The following is a 19604-nucleotide window of genomic DNA, read 5'->3' as shown; positions in this document are numbered from 1 at the left end:
TAAAAGATTTAATTATTATGCTTATGTGAAATTTATCTCCTTATTGTGTTTTTAAAGTTTAATTATTCTATTGATACATGATAAATAGTATTGTTTAAAACGAAAATATGATAAAATTTGTAATTAAATACTTTGTATTTATTGATATTAATTGTAACAAATACAAAAAAGGATAACCATGTTAACATTAAAAATAATTAACATTGCTTTAAAAACTCACAGTAACAAATATCAGAATCAAAATTAATTATTCTTGTTTTCAATTTCCTGCATCCTTTTTTTAATAAAATCTGTAGGGCGTATTCCGTTGATTTCATAGAAGAGATCGGAGAAGTTTTGGCGGGAAGCAATTCCGCATTCCTTGGCGAGGGTTTCTATATTATATTTGAGATATTTTTTGTCTTCAAACAACAAATTGGTGATATAATTGATGCGAAGCTGACTGAGATATTTATTGAAATTTCCACCTTTGTGTTCATTAATTACCTGGGAAAGATAGCTGGAATTAGTACCCAACTGTGCCGCTAATTTACTAATGGTAAGTCCTTTTTGAGTAAAGCCTTTTTTATTTTCAAAAGTTTTCAGCTTGCGTAGAATTTCTTCGACCTTTTTTTCGTGAAGATTTACTTTTTTCTCTTCTATGAAAATATGGGGTACTTCTAAAGTATTGGGTACTACGTCATGATTATCTTTTACAAATTTTTCTTCAAGCAAAATATATTGCTGCTTTATTTCCTTTGCCTTTTTTTGCTTTTTTGCAAAGAGCATAATGAGACCAATAGCCCAGATGATGAGAAGAATAATAATTACCGTAACCAGATAATTGATTTTCTGAAGCTTGTTTTTTTCTTCCAGCAGTGTTTTTGTATCGTAATCTTTATGGATCTTCGGCGAGAGGTAGCTGAAATCTTTTGCCATGATACTGTCGGCTTTCAGCAACTGGCTTGTATAATACAGCTGTTTTGCCTGATCATTATGCTTTTTGCTGTAGTTGATAAGGATTTCATAATTTTCCCTGAGCTCGGGTAAAATAAACTGATGCTTATTGAAAATAGAATCAATCTTTTTGAAGTAAATAACGGACTGTTTAGAATCTTCGAGTGCGAGGTAACTTTTCCCTATGAAAAAATAATTAACTGAAAGCCGTGCAAAATCCCTGCTGTCCCTGATTGAAGGAAGAGATTGAGTAAGATCTGATAAAGCCAGATGGAACTGTTTGTTGGTATACTCTGCAATGCCTTTTGAGAGTAGAAAATACGCTTTTTCCTGAGCATATTCAGGATTATTTCCCACTTCTGAAAGCCCCTGCCGGATTGCAGCATCCAATTCCTTATATTTTCCTGAATGCCTGTAGCAGATCATCAGCTGATGGAGACTGTTGAGATAGCCTTTTTTATTGTTGTATATTTCATTAGGATGAAGTTTTAATCTGGATTTTTCTCTGTAGTAAACCAAACATTTATCGAATAATTCAGCAGCTTCATCATAATATCCCAAATAACTTTTTACTACACCAATATGATATAGATTTTGGTATTTAAGATAATCATTTGTTGTATTTTTTGAATATTGGTAGGCTTCCAGATATTCGTTAAGCGCCAACTGGTATTTCTTATAATTGTAGTAATAGATGACCCCTTTATCAATATGGGCAATAATAAGAAGATCTTTATCATGGGAAAGATTGGCAGCCCATACCATACTATCTGCATATTTCAGCTTTTGATCGTCAAGAAAAGAATAAAAAACAGCATCCTTATATCCCTGAACCAGTTTTTCATAGTTTTTCTCTTTCTTGGCTTTATTGATGTATGGCTGAATATAAGGAAAAGCCTTACTGTCATTTTCCGCGAAGTCTTCGTATTTATTTCTCAGATGATAATAGTCGCTATATAATTCCTGCGCAAGCATGAATTGAAATCCTATAGTACATAGTATAAGAAATATTTTTTTGACCACCTTAGTATAATTGGTTATAAGACTGGTCAAAAGTACAAAAAATGACTGGTATTTCTCAAACAAGTTTGAATTAATATTCAATATCGAACTATTTCTATTTTACAAATATAAAAACTGACAATCAATACATTAAACTTATTTTGTTTTTAAATTAAGCGGTCATAATTTACGAATAGAGACAACAAACATTTTTATATCTGAGTTGAAGCTTATAATTTTGAGCTCAGAACTAACAAAGAAAATAAAAAACCAAAACCATAAAACATACGCTACAGGGTAAAACTAATAACCGACAAAAAACATGATGATTCAATAATCTTTACCACCTTCCTTTAACAGGGAAATTACTTTTAAGGAAGGTTGGTTTTTTAAAATTTAATTTCGGGCTAATAACCATTTTCTTAAACTAATAACCATATCATACAATTAACTGCCCCATATCCTGCAGGTGAATTAAGAGGTTCTTCGTGAACCTTTTTTTAATAATTAACGTTTCAATTTAAATCGAAAAGAGACTGTTCCATTGCGGGCAGTCTCTTTTCTTTTAAAACATTAAAGATCTATAATCACTTCCAGCCTCCGCCTAAGCTCTTATAAATATCCACAACTGTACTCAGCTGTTTTTGTTTAGCTTCTACCAGTTCCATTTTGGCATCTAAGGCATCTCTTTGGTTCAGAAGAACTTCCAGATAATCTGCCCTTGAGTTTCTGAATAACTGATTCGCTATATCTATTGATTGTTCCAAAGCCTTGGTTTCTTCAGACTTTAGTTTATAATACTGATCTATATTCTTTACTTTAGACATGAGGTTGGCAACATCCAGGTACGCATTCAGAATGGTTTTATCGTATTCATACAAAGACTGGATTTGTCTTGCATCAGCGGTCTGAAAATTGGCTTTAATCGCACTTTTGTTAATAAGCGGACCCGCAAGCTCACCAACCAGGCTGGCAGCCATTGATTCCGGTAATTTAACGAGATAAGAAGGCTTAAATGCTTCCAATCCTAATGTTGCAGAGATTTCCAGTGAAGGATAAAATTCTTTTCGGGCAGCTTCTACATCTAGTTTTGCTGATTTTAATTCCAATTCAGCCTGTTTGATATCCGGACGATTGGCCAAAAGCTGTGAAGGAATTCCTGTATATACCGTTTGCGGAATCATCGTCATGAAATCTCCTTTTGATCTTATGATAGGCTGTGGATATCGTCCGCATAGCGCATTGATTTCATTTTCTTTTTCAGTAATTTCCTGGCGGATGGTGTATTCTGTAGCTTTTGATTTTGCTAATTCAGCTTCGAACTTTTTCACAGCCAGCTCAGTTGCCGCCGCAGCTTCTTTCTGAATTTTGGAAATTTCCAACGCTTTTTGCTGTAATTTAATATACTGCTGAATAATATCAAGCTGATTATCCAAAGCCAACAATTCGTAATAATTATCCGCAACTTCTTCAATTAAATTAGAAAGAACAAAATTCTTTCCTTCCACTGTTGAAAGATAATGGGCTATTGCCGATTCCTTTTCCGTTCTCAGCTTTTTCCAGATATCGACTTCCCAGTTGGCCATTAATCCTCCTTCAAAATTTCCCAGCGGATCAGGCATTTCTTTTCCGGGTTCGATTTCTGTAGTAGCATCTCCGGCCCCCTCACTGGTGTAGCGTCCTGCCTTTTTTACACCAGCACCAATTCCTGCAGAAACAGTAGGTGTTAATCTTCCTTTTTTAGCCAAAACACCACTTTTTGCAATTTCTATTTCCTGCAAAGTGATCATCAGCTCCTGATTGTTTTTTAAAGCTGTTTCAATTAAAGAAACAAGATTAGGGTCAGTAAAAAACTGTCTCCAGGGTGTTGTTCCGCTGTTATTATTTGCGTCACCCTGGTCTTCCTGATTAAAGTTCTGAGGTACATTTTCTTTTACCTCGTCTTTTATTACGGTCGCCATAGGCGCCTTACAACTTGCCAAAACAAGCGATACGGCGATGGCTGCTATATATTTATTATAAATCTTCATGTTTGTCATCGTGTTGGTACGGTTCTGTTTGTTCTGTTAAAGGATTTTCTTCTTCATATCTTGCCAGTCTCGACTTTTCAGCAATCGTTCCGAAGATGTAATACAATCCAGGGATAATCATCAATCCGAAAATGGTTCCGATTAACATCCCCCCTGCTGCGGCTGTACCGATCGTCCGGTTTCCGATAGCTCCCGGTCCTGTGGCCATCACCAATGGAATCAAACCTGCAATGAATGCAAATGATGTCATCAAAATCGGACGGAAACGGATCGCCGCTCCTTCGATTGCTGCCTGAGCAACAGGAATACCTTCCTCGGCCTTCTTCTGTACGGCAAATTCTACGATCAATACGGCATTTTTACCTAAAAGACCAATCAACATAACCATGGCCACCTGAGCGTAAATGTTGTTTTCTAATCCTAATAATTTTAAACATAGGAAAGCTCCGAAAATACCCGTTGGTAACGATAAAATTACCGGCAATGGGAGAATAAAACTTTCATACTGTGCGGAAAGAATCAGGTAAACGAATCCTAAACAGACTAAGAAAATAAAAATTGCTTCGTTTCCTCTGCTTACTTCGTCCTTTGAAATACCCGCCCAATCGATACCGAAACCTCTCGGAAGTGTTTTATCCGCAACTTCTTTGATGGCTGCAATGGCTTGTCCGGAACTATATCCCGGCGCAGGAGTTCCACTTACTTCGGCAGAATTGTACATATTATGTCTGGTGATCTCAGAGAGTCCATATACCTTTTCCAAATGCATGAAATCTGAATACGGAACCATCTGTTCTTTGTCATTTTTAACATAAAGCTTTAATAAATCACTCGGTAACGCACGATACTGCGGCCCTGCCTGAACAATTACTTTATAAGGCCTGTCAAAGCGGATGAAACTCGTTTCATAATTGGATCCGATCAATGTGGATAAATTATCCATCGCATTTTCAATGGTGACCCCTTTTTGCTCTGCAAGGTCGTTATCCACTCTCAGCATATACTGAGGGAAACTCGCGGAATAAAAAGTAAATGCAGATCCCAGCTCCGGACGTTTTTTTAATTCCCTTACGAAATCATTACTTACCTGCTCCATCTTGTGATAATCACCACTTCCTGCTTTATCTAAAAGACGAAGTTCGAAACCACCTGCTGCACCATAACCAGGAATTGACGGCGGTTGGAAAAATTCAATATTCGCTCCCGGAATATTTTTAGCTTTTTCTTCAAGTTTTTCAATAATTTCGGCAGCAGATTCTTTACGATCTTCCCAGCTTTTAAGGTTAATTAAGCAAGTACCGGAATTGGAACCTGTACCTTCTGTCAGAATTTCATATCCTGCTAATGAAGAAACAGATTGTACGCCGTCAATATCTTCGGACTCCCTTAATAATTCCCTGGCAATCTGATTGGTTCTCTCCAGTGTAGAGCCCGGCGGAGTCTGGATAATCGCATAAATCATCCCCTGATCTTCTGCCGGAATAAATCCTGAAGGAAGTGAATTACTTAAGAAGAAGGTACAGGCACAGAACGCTAATAATAAAGGTAAAGTGATTGTTTTTTTCTTCACCGTTTTATTAAGCATTCCCTCGTATTTATTTGCTCCTTTTGTGAATAATCCGTTGAATTTATCCAGGAAAATAGTAATCGGCGTTCTTCTTTTCGGTTTTCCGTGGTTGTTTTTTAAAATTAAAGCACATAAAGCCGGTGTCAACGTTAAAGCTACAACCCCTGAAAGAATAATTGCAGAAGCCATTGTAATGGAGAACTGACGATAGAAAACCCCAACCGGTCCGGACATAAACGCAATCGGAATAAATACAGAAGCCATTACCAAAGTGATTGCAATGATCGCTCCGCTGATTTCATGCATCGCTTCTTCTGTTGCTTTTAATGGAGATAAATGCTTTTCTTCCATCTTGGCATGAACGGCTTCAATTACCACAATCGCGTCATCTACCACAACTCCGATTGCCATTACGAGGGCAAAAAGTGAGATCATGTTTAAAGTAATTCCAAATGCGGACATGACAGCAAATGTTCCTACCAACGATACAGGCACCGCCAATGCCGGAATTAACGTTGAACGCCAGTCACCTAAGAAAAGGAATACTACAATTGCCACCAAAATGAAAGCTTCAAATAAGGTATGAACAACTTTTTCAATAGAAGCATCCAGGAATCTTGATACGTCATAACTGATGTCATAATGCATTCCTTTTGGGAAAGTAGTTTTCTGCAATTCAGCCATCAAAGATTTTACGTTTTTGATAACGTCACTTGCATTGGAACCATATGATTGCTTCACTGTAATCGCGGCAGAAGGTTTACCATTCAATGTAGAATAAATATCGTACATCGAAGAACCAAACTCAATATCTGCGACATCTTTCAGCCTGATAAATTCTCCGTCTGGCTTCGCTTTAAGAATGATATTTCCGTAGTCTTTTTCATTATTAAAACGACCAGGATATTTTAAAATATATTCAAATGACTGAGATCTTTTACCTGAACTTTCTCCCGTTTTACCAGGAGATGCTTCCAAACTCTGCTGATTCAGGGATTCCATTACTTCATCTGCTGAAATACTGTATGCCGTCAGACGGTCAGGCTTCAGCCAGATACGCATTGCATATTCTCTGGTTCCAAGGATATCTGCGAAACCAACCCCACTTACTCTTCTCAATTCAGACATCACGTTGATATCTGCATAGTTAAAAAGGAACTTTTGGTCGGCCTTAGGATCGTCACTATACAAGTTAATATACATCAACATGTTTGGTTCCTCACGAGTGATTTTCACTCCTTCACGAACTACCAATGGCGGCAATTTATTTACAACCGAAGATACACGGTTTTGAACGTTTACGGCTGCTACGTTAGGATCGGTTCCCAAATCGAAAACCACCTGAATAGAAGCTTCCCCATCGTTTCCGGCATCGGAAGTCATATATTTCATCCCAGGCACACCATTTAACCCTCTTTCCAATGGAATAACTACTGATTTGATCAGCAATTCGTTATTAGCTCCCGGATATTCTGCAGTGATATTTACTTTTGGAGGAGAAATAGAGGGAAATTGTGTGATGGGTAATTTTAGCAAGGATAAAACTCCCATAAATACGATAATCAAAGAGATTACGATAGACAGAACAGGTCTGCGAATGAATTTCTTAAACATGTAATATTATATTTTTTAGAAAATAGATAATAGACGAAAAGATGGTAGATAGCGAGTCAGCATCATTATCGCTTATCAGTTATCGTATTTTACTCTGCTTTTAATTTTAATGAATGAAGAACTTTTTTCGGATCCTGGAACTTCGTCTGAACTTTCTGATCGTCTTTCACTTTCTGTACCCCTTCCAATAAGATCTTATCTCCGGTAGACAATCCTGAGCCCACTACATAAACATCAGGAAGCTCATAGGCCACTTTGATGTTTTTAGATCTCACCACCCCATTTTTATCAACGACAAAAACGTATTTCTGGTCCTGGATTTCATAGGTTGCTTTTTGAGGAATAATCAAAGCATTTCTAAGCGGCAAAGTCATTCTCACCTTTCCTGTTTCACCGTTTCTTAAGAGTTTATCAGGATTTGGAAATTTTGCCCTGAAAGCGATATTCCCTGTTTCACTGTCGAATTCTCCTTCAATAGTCTGAACTTCACCTTTCTGCGGAAATATATCACCATTGGCCATAACCAGATCAACCAGCTTACTTCCTCTTGAAGCCACATTTCGCTGATAATTTAGATATTCCGGTTCTGATACATTAAAATAAGTGTACACATTATTGTTGTCTGAAAGGGAAGTCAATAGATCTCCCTCATCAACCAAACTTCCCAGTTTTAATGGAATTCTGTCAATAATTCCTGAGAAAGGAGCTTTTATATCTGTGAAAGACAGGTGAATCTGGGCTAATTTGGCTTCAGCATTTGCAGCGTCAAGCTTTGCCTTAGCCATTGCTCTTTCGTTTTTGGAAACAATGTTGTTGGTAGCCAATGTACTGGCATTTTTCAATTCAATCGTGGCCTGGGCAACTTCTGCCTGAGCTTTCAGCAATTCCGCCTGATACAATTTGGGCATAATCCTGAATAATGTCTGTCCCTGATGCACGAACTGACCTTCATCCACAAAAATTTTCTCAAGGAAACCTTTTTCCTGTGCACGAACTTCAATGTTCTTTACAGATCTGATCTGAGCTACATACTCTTTGTCAATCACAGTATCCATGACCACCGGCGAGGTTACGGGATAAACTGCAGCTTCTTCTTTCTCTTCTTTTTTCTTGTTACAGCTGAACAATAAAAGACTGCTTAGCGCAATGCTTGCGACAACTCTTTTCATAATTTTAGAGTTTATATAAATCGTTAATGTTTTAATAGGAAGTGGTAATAAGAGTGTACACGATGTATGATTACCAGCAATACAACGCAAAATATTTCCCGCAAATAAATGCAGAAAATACATCGGAAAATGAAATTTAAATTCTGATAGAACGAATCAGAATGAATCTTTTATTATTGAAAAGGTCAGAAAGAAAGCCATGAATGACAGGCTTTGATTTTTTATAACTCTCTAAACCATATATATATATTAGCGTAAAAACACAAGCTAATACTACAACCGAATGTAAATTATCTGAAAATTGAAAATCCTCTTCTGCAAGCTCGAACGAGTAAATATCACTGATATCATCGAAACCTTGCTGTATAGAAAGTTTTTCATAGGTTTGGTTTAACCGATTGGCTCTTTTAGGAAGTTTTTGAGAAGAATGAGAGGTGTAATTGCTGTTCAGTGTTCTGACGTTAATTTTACTTTCTACTACGAATAATAGAAAGAGGGCCGTCAAAAAATACACTATATAATTTCTCATGATTTTCAAGGCACAAATGTATACTATTACACGGATTATTTATCAGAAGAAAATAATAATAGTTCTATTTGTTAACAATATTTAACACTCCTTTAATTTAGCTGAATTGTAGCAAACTCACTAAACCATCATGAATTAATTAACTAATTTTCATTGTTTTATATTACAATATACAATATTTTTCACTTCATGGTATCAAATTTGATTAAAGTAGAAACATTATAAATCAAGTTAAAATGTTAATAAATCATAATTTTAATAAATTACTTAACAATCATTAAAAAGTTGAAATAGTGAATTGTGTAAAATATTGCTTATTTAAAGCTCTGGAATCTTTTATTGATCATGTTAATTTAAATTATAATAAAATTCCACAAATGTTGAGTTATTTATTCAGCCGTAATTATTATCAATATTTTATAATTAATTAACAGATTATTTTTAATTTAATCGTACATTTATAGGTAATTAACACCACATAAATGAATTGCACTAAAATCACATCCTATGAAAAAGTTACTTTACATTATCACCATTTTTATGGTTTTTACCTTAACAGCATGTAGTCATCAACCTAAAGAGGAAGAGGTAAATCTTGAAAATATCAGTGAAAAAGTTAACGCTCCTAAGGATAAAATTACTAAAGATGTTTTTACAGATGACTTTGGTGATCAGCTCGAAGTTGCCGTTAATGAAACACAAAATACCGTTATCATACGATTAGACGGAAAAACTTATGAATTGAAAAAAAGTCATGAATTACCGGAATATACTGCTACTGACGCAGATTATCAATATTCTGATGTGAGAGGAGAAGTAACTTTTCTCAGAAAAGGTTATAATATTGTTTTATTTCACCATAAAAAAAATAAAATTTCATCCGGTACAAAAATGGCATCCTATTAGTCTTCTGGAAGATTTAATCAAAAGAATAAATAACACATTACCATAAATGAGAACACTTTTGCGTTTTGCAAAAGTGTTCGTTTTTTATGATTTCTTTTTGTAGATCATGCAGCATATAAGCAAAATGACATTGACAATAACAGCAAAAGCATTAGAAAGTATTATAGGCAGCTCATTTTTTAAAAATCCATACCATACCCACAGTGAAAGTCCCGAAATGAGTACCAAGATCATAGTCCAGGAAAGATCTTCAGCATTTTTCTCTTTTAGCACTTTAACCAACTGCGGAATCATGGAAACGGAGGTAAGAATTCCCGCAACAATTCCCAGAATATTCTCGTTCATAATTTATCTTTTATTCAAGATAAGAAATTTTGCACAGTCATACAATGATTTGAATTATTTGCTCACAAATCTCTCGAGGGATACTTCCTCCGGTAAAGGAATATTTTTTTCAATATAATCGAATAAGCTTTTTGAAAAATAACAGCCATTGAGAATTCCCCGTGCTCCAAGCCCGTTAAAAACATACATATTCTGGAATTCACGATGTTTTCCAATAATAGGGCGGCGGTCCTTAACTGTCGGTCTGAAGCCGAAGTTTATTTCTGCAATACTAAAATCATAAGGGTAAAATTCATTCAATCCTTTTTTTAATTGCTCTACTGCAGAATCATCAATCTCGTGATGAAGCTGTTCTCTATCATAGGTTCCTCCATAAAAATATATTTTCTCATTTAGAGGGAAAAGAAAATGTTTCTTTTTAATAGTAATATTCTGAGGGATTGATTGAGAAAGATTTACTTTAATATGATGCCCTTTATTTGCATTAACAGGGATATCCGAAAAAAACGGATTTTGCTGCACTCCCATACCTTCGCAGAAAAGTATATTTTTATAGTTAAAATCTTTATAAGTATTTACAGAACTATCCAGATCAGAATATCTGAATTTTTGTGTAATGATGCAGCCTTGATTTTCTAAAAAATCAAATAGACCCGTGAAAAATCCATTAACATCAAGCCTTGCTGATTGATTGACCTTTCCTGTAGAAAAGTCATTTTTTACCACCTTTAAATGATCAAAATTTTTATCTAAAAAAAATTTCAGTTCATCATTTTCTGATTTTTTGAGCCAGAGTTCCTTTTCTTTTTCATCATGGAAAATTCTGTGGATCGGGGTATCAATTAAATAGTTTTGTCCGGTATAGCTTTCGATCTCATGTAAAGTTTGCTTTAAAAAATCGATTTGTTCCTGAGCCTTCCAGAAGGTAGTAAACTTTTTAAGAACTACAGGATTGATAATACCTGCGGATATTTGAGAAGCACTCTTTTTTTGTTCTGAAAACAGTATGAATGATTTGTTATTTTTTATAAGCTGGTGAGCAAAAAAAAGGGCAGCATAGCCATCTCCTACAATGATATAATCTACATTTTTCATAATAAAAAAACCTGAGTAAAAATACTCAGGTTTTCTATAATTATCAAGTGAAATCTTAGTAATTCCACATATCATTTTCCATTTGAAGAATCTGCGCTTTGATTCTGTCGCTTTCTTCCATCTGCTCATCGGCATCTCTTGGGATATAGTCTTTGATAACTCCGTCGCCAAGACCGGTAGAAGATTTGAAGATCACAGAAGAAAATCTTCTTGCATTAATTAAATCATCAAAAGAAAGGTCTGCAGATGTATTTTTTCTGTTGTATACATAGTTATTAGCCAAAATCTCTCTTGCATTCGGATAATACACCCAGAAAAGATCAATAAGATCATTTGCACCCTCGATAGGCTGTCCGTCAGGACCAACTCTACCAATCATCTGTGGATCAGGACCCATTGCAGCAATCCCGAGAGGTCTGTACTTTAACTGTCCATCTCTCTTATCAATAAACCACATTCCGAATACTTTTAAAACTTTCACCTTATCGGTAGTTGTTTCATAAATGTCGGTAAGCTCTTTTTTCTCCTGCTCAGTCAATTGACGTCCGCTATTGAGGATGTTTACAGCTTCATCATCAACACGAACACTTACCAATCTATCCTTGATTTGCTGAGGAGTAAGTCTTACAACGAAATTCTCATCATCATAAACTTCAGTGATATCACCATTCATCGCACCATCCAGCAAAAGCTTATATAAAGATTTTGTTTCGGTAGATAATAACCCGTCCGGATTATTGTAATAGAAAGGCTGATTGATTTTATCATTCATATCAATAACCTCCCAAACAAACATGCTTTTAAGGATATCTTTTTCATCAACATAACCATATTCCAAAGGTTTTACTTTTTTGTCGATAACAGTATCTCCTACTTTCATTTTGTTCTCAGCTCTCATTTTTCTGAATTCTTCCGGAGAAGAAGCATTCAGGATAGTCTGGGAGAATGCGAATCCCGAAACTAATACTAAAAAACTGCTAATATATTTTTTCATAATGATCGAATTAATTTTATTGGACATTAATTAATACAGGTGAGATATTTCCAACTTTATAATCTCCTAAGCCAACAGCCGTAGCCTTAATATCAAAGATATATACACCATCACCAGGTCGTAAGTTTCTGAATAATCCTGCTGCTTCTTTCAGAGAGTTACCCTGAACCTGCAACGCAGCTCTACCCGGAATTCTTACCATGAATGAAGTCACATTAAATGATACCGGGAAATCAAAGTCAGGAATAACTGCCTGAAGCTGTTGATTTTCAACCGAAGTAGCCGGCATTGGTAATGAATTTTTACCTCTGATCTGGCCTTGCGGAGGAGGAATATTCTTGATCCTATACTCAAATACCTGAGAAATTGATTTTCCATAAGGATCAGTTCCTGATAAAGTAAGTTTAAGAACATTTCCTGCACCCGGTTTTACATTCCACTTGCCAGGACCAGTACTTCTAACAGCTGCTCCAGGAGCAGATAATGAAAGCTTGGCATTGTCAGCACCTAAAATAGATCCTGAAACAGGGTTCTCAAGACCTCTGTACATTACATTCATTTTATCCGCTGAAAGCAATAAACCTTTCTGAAGTTTCACTTCCTGAGGACCAGCGATTACGTTATATGTATGCGTAAACGGATAGTTTGTAACTTTACCAGTAGCATCAGCTAGAGAAATACTTCCACTTAAAGTGTGAGGACCTATTCCGCTTGTATTTAAAGTTGCATATCCTTTACCATTTTCCTGTCTTCCTACACCTGAAATACTGATCTTATTACTGTTTGAATAGTTTCCTAACATTACAACCGCTTCAGCAGGTTTTCCTGCAACAACATCAACTGGTGCTGATACAATAGCTTCGTAGCTTGTAAATTTAATGTTTGCATCCACTTTTTCCTGTAATAATAATGCTAATGCATCAGACTGAACATTTCTTGCATCATTCTGAATAATCTCAAGATTAGACAACGCTGCAATAAGTGGCTGATGATAGAATTTATTCTGGAGCCATGTTTTATTATTAGGAGACTGTCCTTTAGGATATTCAGCGATTAATGATTTATTTGCTCTGTCAATTAAATCTTTAAGCTGAGAGTTTCCTCCGAAAGTCGCATTAATAAAATTCCTTACATCATCAATCTTAGCTTTTAAATCTTTAGCTCCTTTAGACGCAGAATTTTCGTCACCGTCTTTAAAGAAGTATTTCGTGGTCGCTTCATTGTTATTCAATGCAGAGAAATTTTCGCTAACATCAACTAATTTTTTTGTTTTAGGATCTCTCTCTACAAATTCAGATTCTTTTTTTAGTTTATCTTTTATTTGATCTGCATGTTGAACCAAAGCATTGATTTTCTCTTTCAGCTGCTGATACTGTTGCCAAGGCTGAGCATAGGTATCAGGTACCTGCTGAGCTTTAGCTTCAAGAGTTTTCTCGAAAATATCTTCGTTTTTCCTTTCTGTTAATAATCGAGTTTCCTTTAAAGCCACTGTAGAGTCATAATATGATCTTATGATTTCCGCATCAATATTTAGAGCCATCATCGCGATGAACACCAAATACATCAGGTTGATCATCTTCTGACGAGGTGTCTGTTTTCCTTGTGCCATTCTTTTCTTTTTGTTTTAGATTAAGTAGTTAAATTTAGAAATGGTTAAGGATTAAGACTTCATAGCAGTCAACATACCACCATAAACTCTGTTTAAGTTATTTAAGTTAGATGTTAAACCTTGTAATTCTTGGTTGAATTTTTCTGAATGTTCAACAGATTTTTGCATATCTTCTACATACTTTTTAGCAAAATCAGACTGTCTTTGTCCGTTTTCCAATTGCATTGCATAAAGTGCATTCATACTTTCCATATGTTGAGCTGCTCTGTTCAATTGCTCATTATATTTGTGCGTAGAAGCAGAAACGTCTACCGTTTGGTTGATCTGATCTACAGAACTTGAGAATTTATCGATTCCTGTTCTCAATCTTTCGAATAACTGAACATCCAATTTAGCATCCTGAAGCATTTTATCTAATTTTCCTGAAAGAGAATTTTCAAGTTCAGCAAAATGATCTACTGTATTTTTTGAAGATACATTAGAATGTAAAGGATTCGGGTTTGCATGTTTATCTAATAATTCCGGATATACGTTTTCCCAAGCATAAGATTCTTCAGTTTTTGGCGGGTCGAAAGCGAAGATAATGAAGATGATCGCTTCTGTAATAAGTCCCACTGTAAGAGCAACGTTACCAGTAATCGGTCCAATGTTGATGTGAGTAATTTTAAGCCAAGCTCCAAGAATTACAATTGCAGCACCGAATGAATAAAAGAAATTCATCCAAGCATCTTTAGTCTTAAACATATAAGTTAGTTTTTTTTAATGTTAAATAAAAAATATTGAAAAATAAGGGTTTGATAAATTATCTGTTAACTTTTCTTGGCTTAACAGCAGCTTCAGGAATATCCTGTACAGTTCTGAATCCTATATAGCTTCTTGCTGAATCTTTTCTTTCCCAGTCTCTGGCACCAGTCATCAGCATATATCCTACATCTTTCCAAGAACCACCTCTGACTGATTTTTTCATATCAGCTAAATCTTTTGTAGAAGGATTTAATGTAGATGAGAACCCGTATGAAGAGTTGTTGTAAGCAGATAATGTCCATTCAGAAACGTTTCCAGCCATATCATATAATCCATAACCGTTTTTCTTAAATTTCTTTACCGGAGCAGTATATGTGTAAGTACCTTTTTTGTTGTCTTCCATGTAATCACCTCTCTTAGGTTTAAAGTTTGCCAGGTAGCAACCTCTGTCGTCCATTAAATATGGTCCTCCCCAAGGATAAGTAGCATTTTGCATTCCACCTCTTGCAGCGTATTCCCATTCTACTTCTGTTGGAAGTCTGAATTGCAATGGTCTTTGCTTTCTTCTTTTTAAACTTTCGTTATAATCAGATTTCAGTTTTGATCTGAAGTTACAGTAAGCTCTTGCCTGATCCCAGGTAACTCCAACTACCGGATAATCTTTGTAAGCTTTGTGCCAGAAATATTGTTCAAACAATGGTTCGTTATAAGCAAAATGGAAATCTTTTACCCAAACGGTAGTATCAGGATAGATTGCGATGCTTTCGCTTCTGAGGTAATTTACCCCTCTTTCTTTTTCAGCAAGAGCAATATCCATATCTCCCCATCTGTAAGTGTACTTAAGTTTACTAACATCAAGGATTCTTTCATTACCAACTCTTGAAGAAGCAGGTAAATACATTGACTCAAGAACTTCTGCATATTCTACGTCTGGATATTTAGACGTATTCCAATGCAATGGAACTTTCCAGTCAATTTTTTTGGTAGGATCGAAAGAGCTTTCATCACCTCCACCCTGTGCTTCTAAATATTCCTGATATGGTGTTAAGTTTTCTTCTTTTTGAGCAAGATATGCATAATCTCCTATGCTTGTTCCTCTTCCTTTACCTTCACCACCTTCTCCGGCAGCTTCAGCAAGCAGCGTTCTTGCGATAGAATCTCTTACATAATTAATAAATACTCTATACTCAGCATTAGTAGTTTCTGCCTCATCCATGAAGAAAGAAGAAACAGTAACAGTTTTAGCCTGAGCTTTTTCAGGACTGTCTGTAAAATCCTGATCAGTTAGCCCCGCAACAAATGATCCTGCAGGAATTGCAACCATGCCGTATGGTCTTTCCGCAACAAATGATTTTGTTTTTTCTCTTGGTATCAACTCTCCTTTTGTTCCTGGTTTCCCCACAGAAGAAGTACCACCACCTGAACAAGATACCGACGCTACTGACGCAGACAATAATAAAAGAAATATCCTTTTCATGTTAATTTTTATAATTAAGCCGTAAATATATAATTTTTTTAAGAAACTTTTAAGATTTTTTTTGAAATAACGAAAGAAATCTAAATTTATTTTATTTACAAGTATTTTTTATTCCACAGTTACAGATTTAGCAAGGTTTCTCGGCTGGTCAACATTTGCTCCTCTGTATACCGCAATGTAGTATGCTAACAGCTGTAATGGCACAGATGCGACGATCGGTGAAAAACATTCTGAAGTCTCAGGAATCTCGATAACATAATCTGCCATTTCGCTTACCTGAACATCTCCTCTGTTTACCACAGCGATTACTTTTCCTTTTCTTGCCTTGATTTCCTGAACATTGCTCACAATTTTATCGTAATGTCCTTTTTTTGGTGCAATGATAACGATTGGCATATTTTCGTCAATCAGAGCAATCGGACCATGCTTCATCTCAGCTGCAGGATAACCTTCAGCGTGAATATATGAAATTTCTTTTAGCTTTAAAGCTCCCTCAAGCGCTGCCGGATAGTTGTACCCTCTTCCTAAGTATAAGAAATTTGTTGCCTGTACGAAATCTTTAGCTATATTTTGTACAAGCTCATGGGTAGCGTCTAATACATCTTCGATTTTTTTAGGAATAGCATCTAATTCTGCAATCAAGCTCATGAAATCTGCATTTCCTAAATTTCCGTTATGTTTACCTAATTTAAATGCAATTAAAGTAAGAATAGTGAGCTGTGCAGTGAAAGCTTTTGTTGAAGCAACACCAATTTCCGGACCTGCGTGCGTATAAGATCCAGCATCGGTAATTCTTGCAATAGAAGAATCTACTACGTTGCAAATACCATAAATGAATGCGCCTTTTTCTTTTGCCAGTTTCAAAGCGGCCATTGTATCTGCCGTTTCTCCTGACTGAGAAATTGCGATTACAACATCTTTATCTGTAATAATTGGATTTCTGTATCTGAATTCAGAAGCATATTCTACTTCCACCGGAATTCTTGCGTATTCCTCAATAAGATATTCTCCAATTAATCCTGCATGCCATGATGTGCCACACGCAATAATAATGATTCTGTTGGCATTTTTGAATTTTTCGATATGATCCCAGATTCCGGCCATTTTGATAACGCCTTCTTCAACCAGCAATCTTCCTCTCATCGTATCATGAACAGATTTTGGCTGTTCAAAGATTTCTTTCAACATAAAATGCTCATATCCGCTTTTTTCAATTTGCTCAAGACTTAATTTAAGCTTCTGGATTTCAGGCACTATTTTAGAATTTTCAGTAATAGTTCTGATATCTACCCCATTTTCCAATGAAATAGTTGCCATATGCCCCTCTTCAAGATAAATAGCTTCTTTTGTAAATTCTACGAAAGGAGAAGCATCTGAAGCAATAAAATATTCTTTATCGCCGATTCCGATGGCTAAAGGAGAGCCTAATCTACCAACAACCAATACCCCAGGATAGTCTTGATGCATTACTGTAATAGCATACGCACCATAAACTTCGTTCAAAGCATATCTTACAGCAGTAGGAAAATCTGTTTCGGCATTAAGATCCATAAAATACTGAATAAGGTTGACCAACACTTCAGTATCCGTTTCAGATTTGAAAGTAAATCCTTTTTCCGTAAGCATTGTTTTAATGGTATCATAGTTTTCAATGATCCCGTTATGAATGATAGCCAGCTTACCGTTATTAGACAAATGCGGGTGAGAATTTCTGTCACTTGGAACACCATGGGTGGCCCAGCGTGTATGTCCCATTCCGATTTTAGCTTTACCTTTCAACTGACTGGAAATATTGACAAGATCTTCTACCTTACCTTTGGTTTTTTCAACTTCCAGCTTATTATTTCCATCTTCCAAAACGATTCCGGCACTGTCGTACCCTCTGTATTCTAGTCTTCTAAGACCGTTAATTACTATATCGTAAGCGTCTTGAAAACCTGTATATCCAACGATTCCGCACATAATTATATCAAGTGTTTAAGTGTTTCTTTAAGTGTGTAAGTATTATTTTGTTCCGTAAGTAACCAAAAGCTGAACCCTATTAGGATTGTTGATATTCGCAGCATCATTAATGAACACTGCTCTGACTGTATTATAGGAAGCTGACGTAAATTTGTATCCGGCCAGTGATGTCTGATCGGAATTTAATTCAAAACTTCCTAAATCTATTTTAAAATATTTAGTTTCAGTTTTATCAGTATCTAATTTGCTATTAGGCTCAATCAGCTCTTTTATTGATTGTGTGACTGAAAAATCATAGTATGTTTTATCTGCACCATTATCATATGCTTTGAAGATTGTAAATCCAGGAACTCCTCCAAGTTTTAACAGATCATTGGTAAAGCCCGCTCTCACCTTCGTAGGCCCCGTAGTACTTGGGTCTACATATTTACGCAGTAAAGTAAATTCTTTAGGCTTTGGATAATTCGTGTTATACCAAGTAGGATCAAGGTAAAGTCTTATTTTAGCACTGATGATACCTGCCTTTTCTGTTTGATATAATTCTTTAAGTTTAATAATGGTCGATTCTGGAATCTTAATCCCTATGGAAGGACCTCCCATACCCTGGGCATAAAGCCGCATATTGCCAGCAAGATTACTTTTGAACGAATTTCCTCTTTGATACTGATACTGACCAATATGCGCATTTCCAGATCCCATTACAAATGAGTAAGAGGTTTGCGTTTTCGTCGTACTGCCCGTAGTTTCATATTTATAATACATGATCATCTCCATATCGTTCGGAGAAAATTGGAAAAGATATCCATCATTTTCAGCAACAGAAATTCTTAAGCCTTTTAGATATCTGATAAAATTTGATGCATCCGAAAGTTCAGTCTGATCTTTTTTAGCAATAATCTTATCCTGAAAAAATTGCTTATCCAATGGAATTCTGATACCCGGAGTGGATGCCGTAAACAAGGCAGTTCCCCCATCATCTTTTGTAATTGCGACTGAACTAACATTACCGTTAAATACTTTTGAACCAAGTTCTCTTGTGTTATCAAACTCAAACGAAGCATTGGATTTTACCGTATCTGAAGCTGATTTTAGGAACGTAGTAACTTCATGTACTTTGATGGTCAAATTTCTTTTTGCCTTTCCGAATTTTAAGGCAGGATAAGTATTTACGACTTTCTTCGCATTTACTGCACCATCAGCTGCAGTAGTATATGTATAGTTATCATCTACCGTATTTGTAGTCACAGAATCACTGGCGAATCGTGGCTTTATAACCAAAACTACAGAATCAACCACTGCGTTTGTCCCGAAATCCGGATCGTAGGTTGAAAGTTTTACCTGTGTTAAATATGATGCTTTCTGCATTCCAAACTGACTTTCATCGAAAGCTCCCAGCACGCCATACGCAAGTTTAGCCGCATCGGTTCGGATTGTATCGTTGTTATCAATATTATAAGCAATTACAGGGAAAGCTTCCTCTTTGCCCTGCGCTGCACCATTCAGAAACAGTTGTTCTCCAAGGCTGTCCGGATCCGGCTCACAGTTATAAAGCAATACACTTCCCAAAATCACCAGACATAATGCTGTGATTGTCTTTTTAATAGTATGAGTCATTAAAAATGTGT

14 protein-coding genes are annotated in these 19604 nt (G+C 35.9%); 1 reads left to right on the top strand and 13 read right to left on the bottom strand.

Annotated elements, in window-relative coordinates; all coding sequences use genetic code 11:
• Nucleotides 1-243: 243 nt before the first annotated feature.
• The 5 genes from AC3WV0_RS08415 to AC3WV0_RS08395 form a co-directional block, all read right to left on the bottom strand.
• Entirely contained in the window at nucleotides 244-1911 is a 1668-nt protein-coding gene (locus AC3WV0_RS08415) for a helix-turn-helix domain-containing protein (protein ID WP_488845650.1), read from the bottom strand.
• Between the two features lie 614 nt (nucleotides 1912-2525).
• On the bottom strand, nucleotides 2526-3968 hold the full coding sequence (locus AC3WV0_RS08410; protein ID WP_488845648.1) for a TolC family protein: 1443 nt from the start codon (nucleotides 3966-3968) through the stop codon (nucleotides 2526-2528).
• Nucleotides 3955-7149: an efflux RND transporter permease subunit gene (locus AC3WV0_RS08405; RefSeq protein WP_488845646.1), complete on the bottom strand. Its 3195-nt coding sequence runs from the start codon at nucleotides 7147-7149 to the stop codon at nucleotides 3955-3957. The genes AC3WV0_RS08410 and AC3WV0_RS08405 overlap by 14 nt, the downstream gene beginning before the upstream one ends.
• 89 nt (nucleotides 7150-7238) lie before the next feature.
• Nucleotides 7239-8318 (bottom strand): efflux RND transporter periplasmic adaptor subunit, encoded by a 1080-nt coding sequence (locus AC3WV0_RS08400; protein ID WP_488845644.1) that lies wholly within the window; start codon nucleotides 8316-8318, stop codon nucleotides 7239-7241.
• 136 nt (nucleotides 8319-8454) lie between these two features.
• Nucleotides 8455-8847: a hypothetical protein gene (locus tag AC3WV0_RS08395; RefSeq protein ID WP_488845642.1), complete on the bottom strand. Its 393-nt coding sequence runs from the start codon at nucleotides 8845-8847 to the stop codon at nucleotides 8455-8457.
• Nucleotides 8848-9354: 507 nt separating this feature from the next.
• On the opposite strand from AC3WV0_RS08395, the gene AC3WV0_RS08390 reads away from it, so the two are divergent.
• Complete coding sequence (locus AC3WV0_RS08390; RefSeq protein ID WP_488845640.1) at nucleotides 9355-9753, top strand: hypothetical protein; 399 nt, start codon at nucleotides 9355-9357, stop codon at nucleotides 9751-9753.
• An 84-nt stretch (nucleotides 9754-9837) separates the two neighbouring features.
• Here the strand turns inward: AC3WV0_RS08390 and AC3WV0_RS08385 are convergent, their stop codons facing one another.
• The 8 genes from AC3WV0_RS08385 to AC3WV0_RS08350 form a co-directional block, all read right to left on the bottom strand.
• Entirely contained in the window at nucleotides 9838-10098 is a 261-nt protein-coding gene (locus AC3WV0_RS08385) for a SemiSWEET transporter (protein WP_090000320.1), read from the bottom strand.
• Nucleotides 10099-10152: 54 nt separating this feature from the next.
• On the bottom strand, nucleotides 10153-11193 hold the full coding sequence (locus tag AC3WV0_RS08380) for an NAD(P)/FAD-dependent oxidoreductase (protein WP_488845638.1): 1041 nt from the start codon (nucleotides 11191-11193) through the stop codon (nucleotides 10153-10155).
• Between the two features lie 55 nt (nucleotides 11194-11248).
• Nucleotides 11249-12187 (bottom strand): type IX secretion system ring subunit PorN/GldN, encoded by a 939-nt coding sequence (porN, locus tag AC3WV0_RS08375; RefSeq protein WP_488845636.1) that lies wholly within the window; start codon nucleotides 12185-12187, stop codon nucleotides 11249-11251.
• 16 nt (nucleotides 12188-12203) lie between these two features.
• Nucleotides 12204-13796 (bottom strand): type IX secretion system motor protein PorM/GldM, encoded by a 1593-nt coding sequence (porM, locus tag AC3WV0_RS08370; RefSeq protein ID WP_488845634.1) that lies wholly within the window; start codon nucleotides 13794-13796, stop codon nucleotides 12204-12206.
• Nucleotides 13797-13847: 51 nt separating this feature from the next.
• The gene (gene porL, locus AC3WV0_RS08365) at nucleotides 13848-14540 is read right to left on the bottom strand and encodes a type IX secretion system motor protein PorL/GldL (protein ID WP_488845632.1); all 693 of its coding nucleotides are present in this window, start codon (nucleotides 14538-14540) and stop codon (nucleotides 13848-13850) included.
• Between the two features lie 58 nt (nucleotides 14541-14598).
• Complete coding sequence (gene porK, locus AC3WV0_RS08360) at nucleotides 14599-16017, bottom strand: T9SS ring complex lipoprotein PorK/GldK (protein ID WP_488845630.1); 1419 nt, start codon at nucleotides 16015-16017, stop codon at nucleotides 14599-14601.
• A 108-nt stretch (nucleotides 16018-16125) separates the two neighbouring features.
• Nucleotides 16126-17979, bottom strand: coding sequence for a glutamine--fructose-6-phosphate transaminase (isomerizing) (glmS, locus tag AC3WV0_RS08355; RefSeq protein WP_488845628.1), 1854 nt, complete (start codon nucleotides 17977-17979; stop codon nucleotides 16126-16128).
• Nucleotides 17980-18021: 42 nt separating this feature from the next.
• On the bottom strand, nucleotides 18022-19593 hold the full coding sequence (locus AC3WV0_RS08350; protein WP_488845626.1) for a DUF4270 family protein: 1572 nt from the start codon (nucleotides 19591-19593) through the stop codon (nucleotides 18022-18024).
• Between the last annotated feature and the right edge of the window lie 11 nt (nucleotides 19594-19604).

This window comes from Chryseobacterium sp. 27AL (assembly GCF_057815395.1).
Note: the sequence above shows the minus strand (reverse complement) of the source record. Positions and strands in the feature narration are given on the sequence as shown.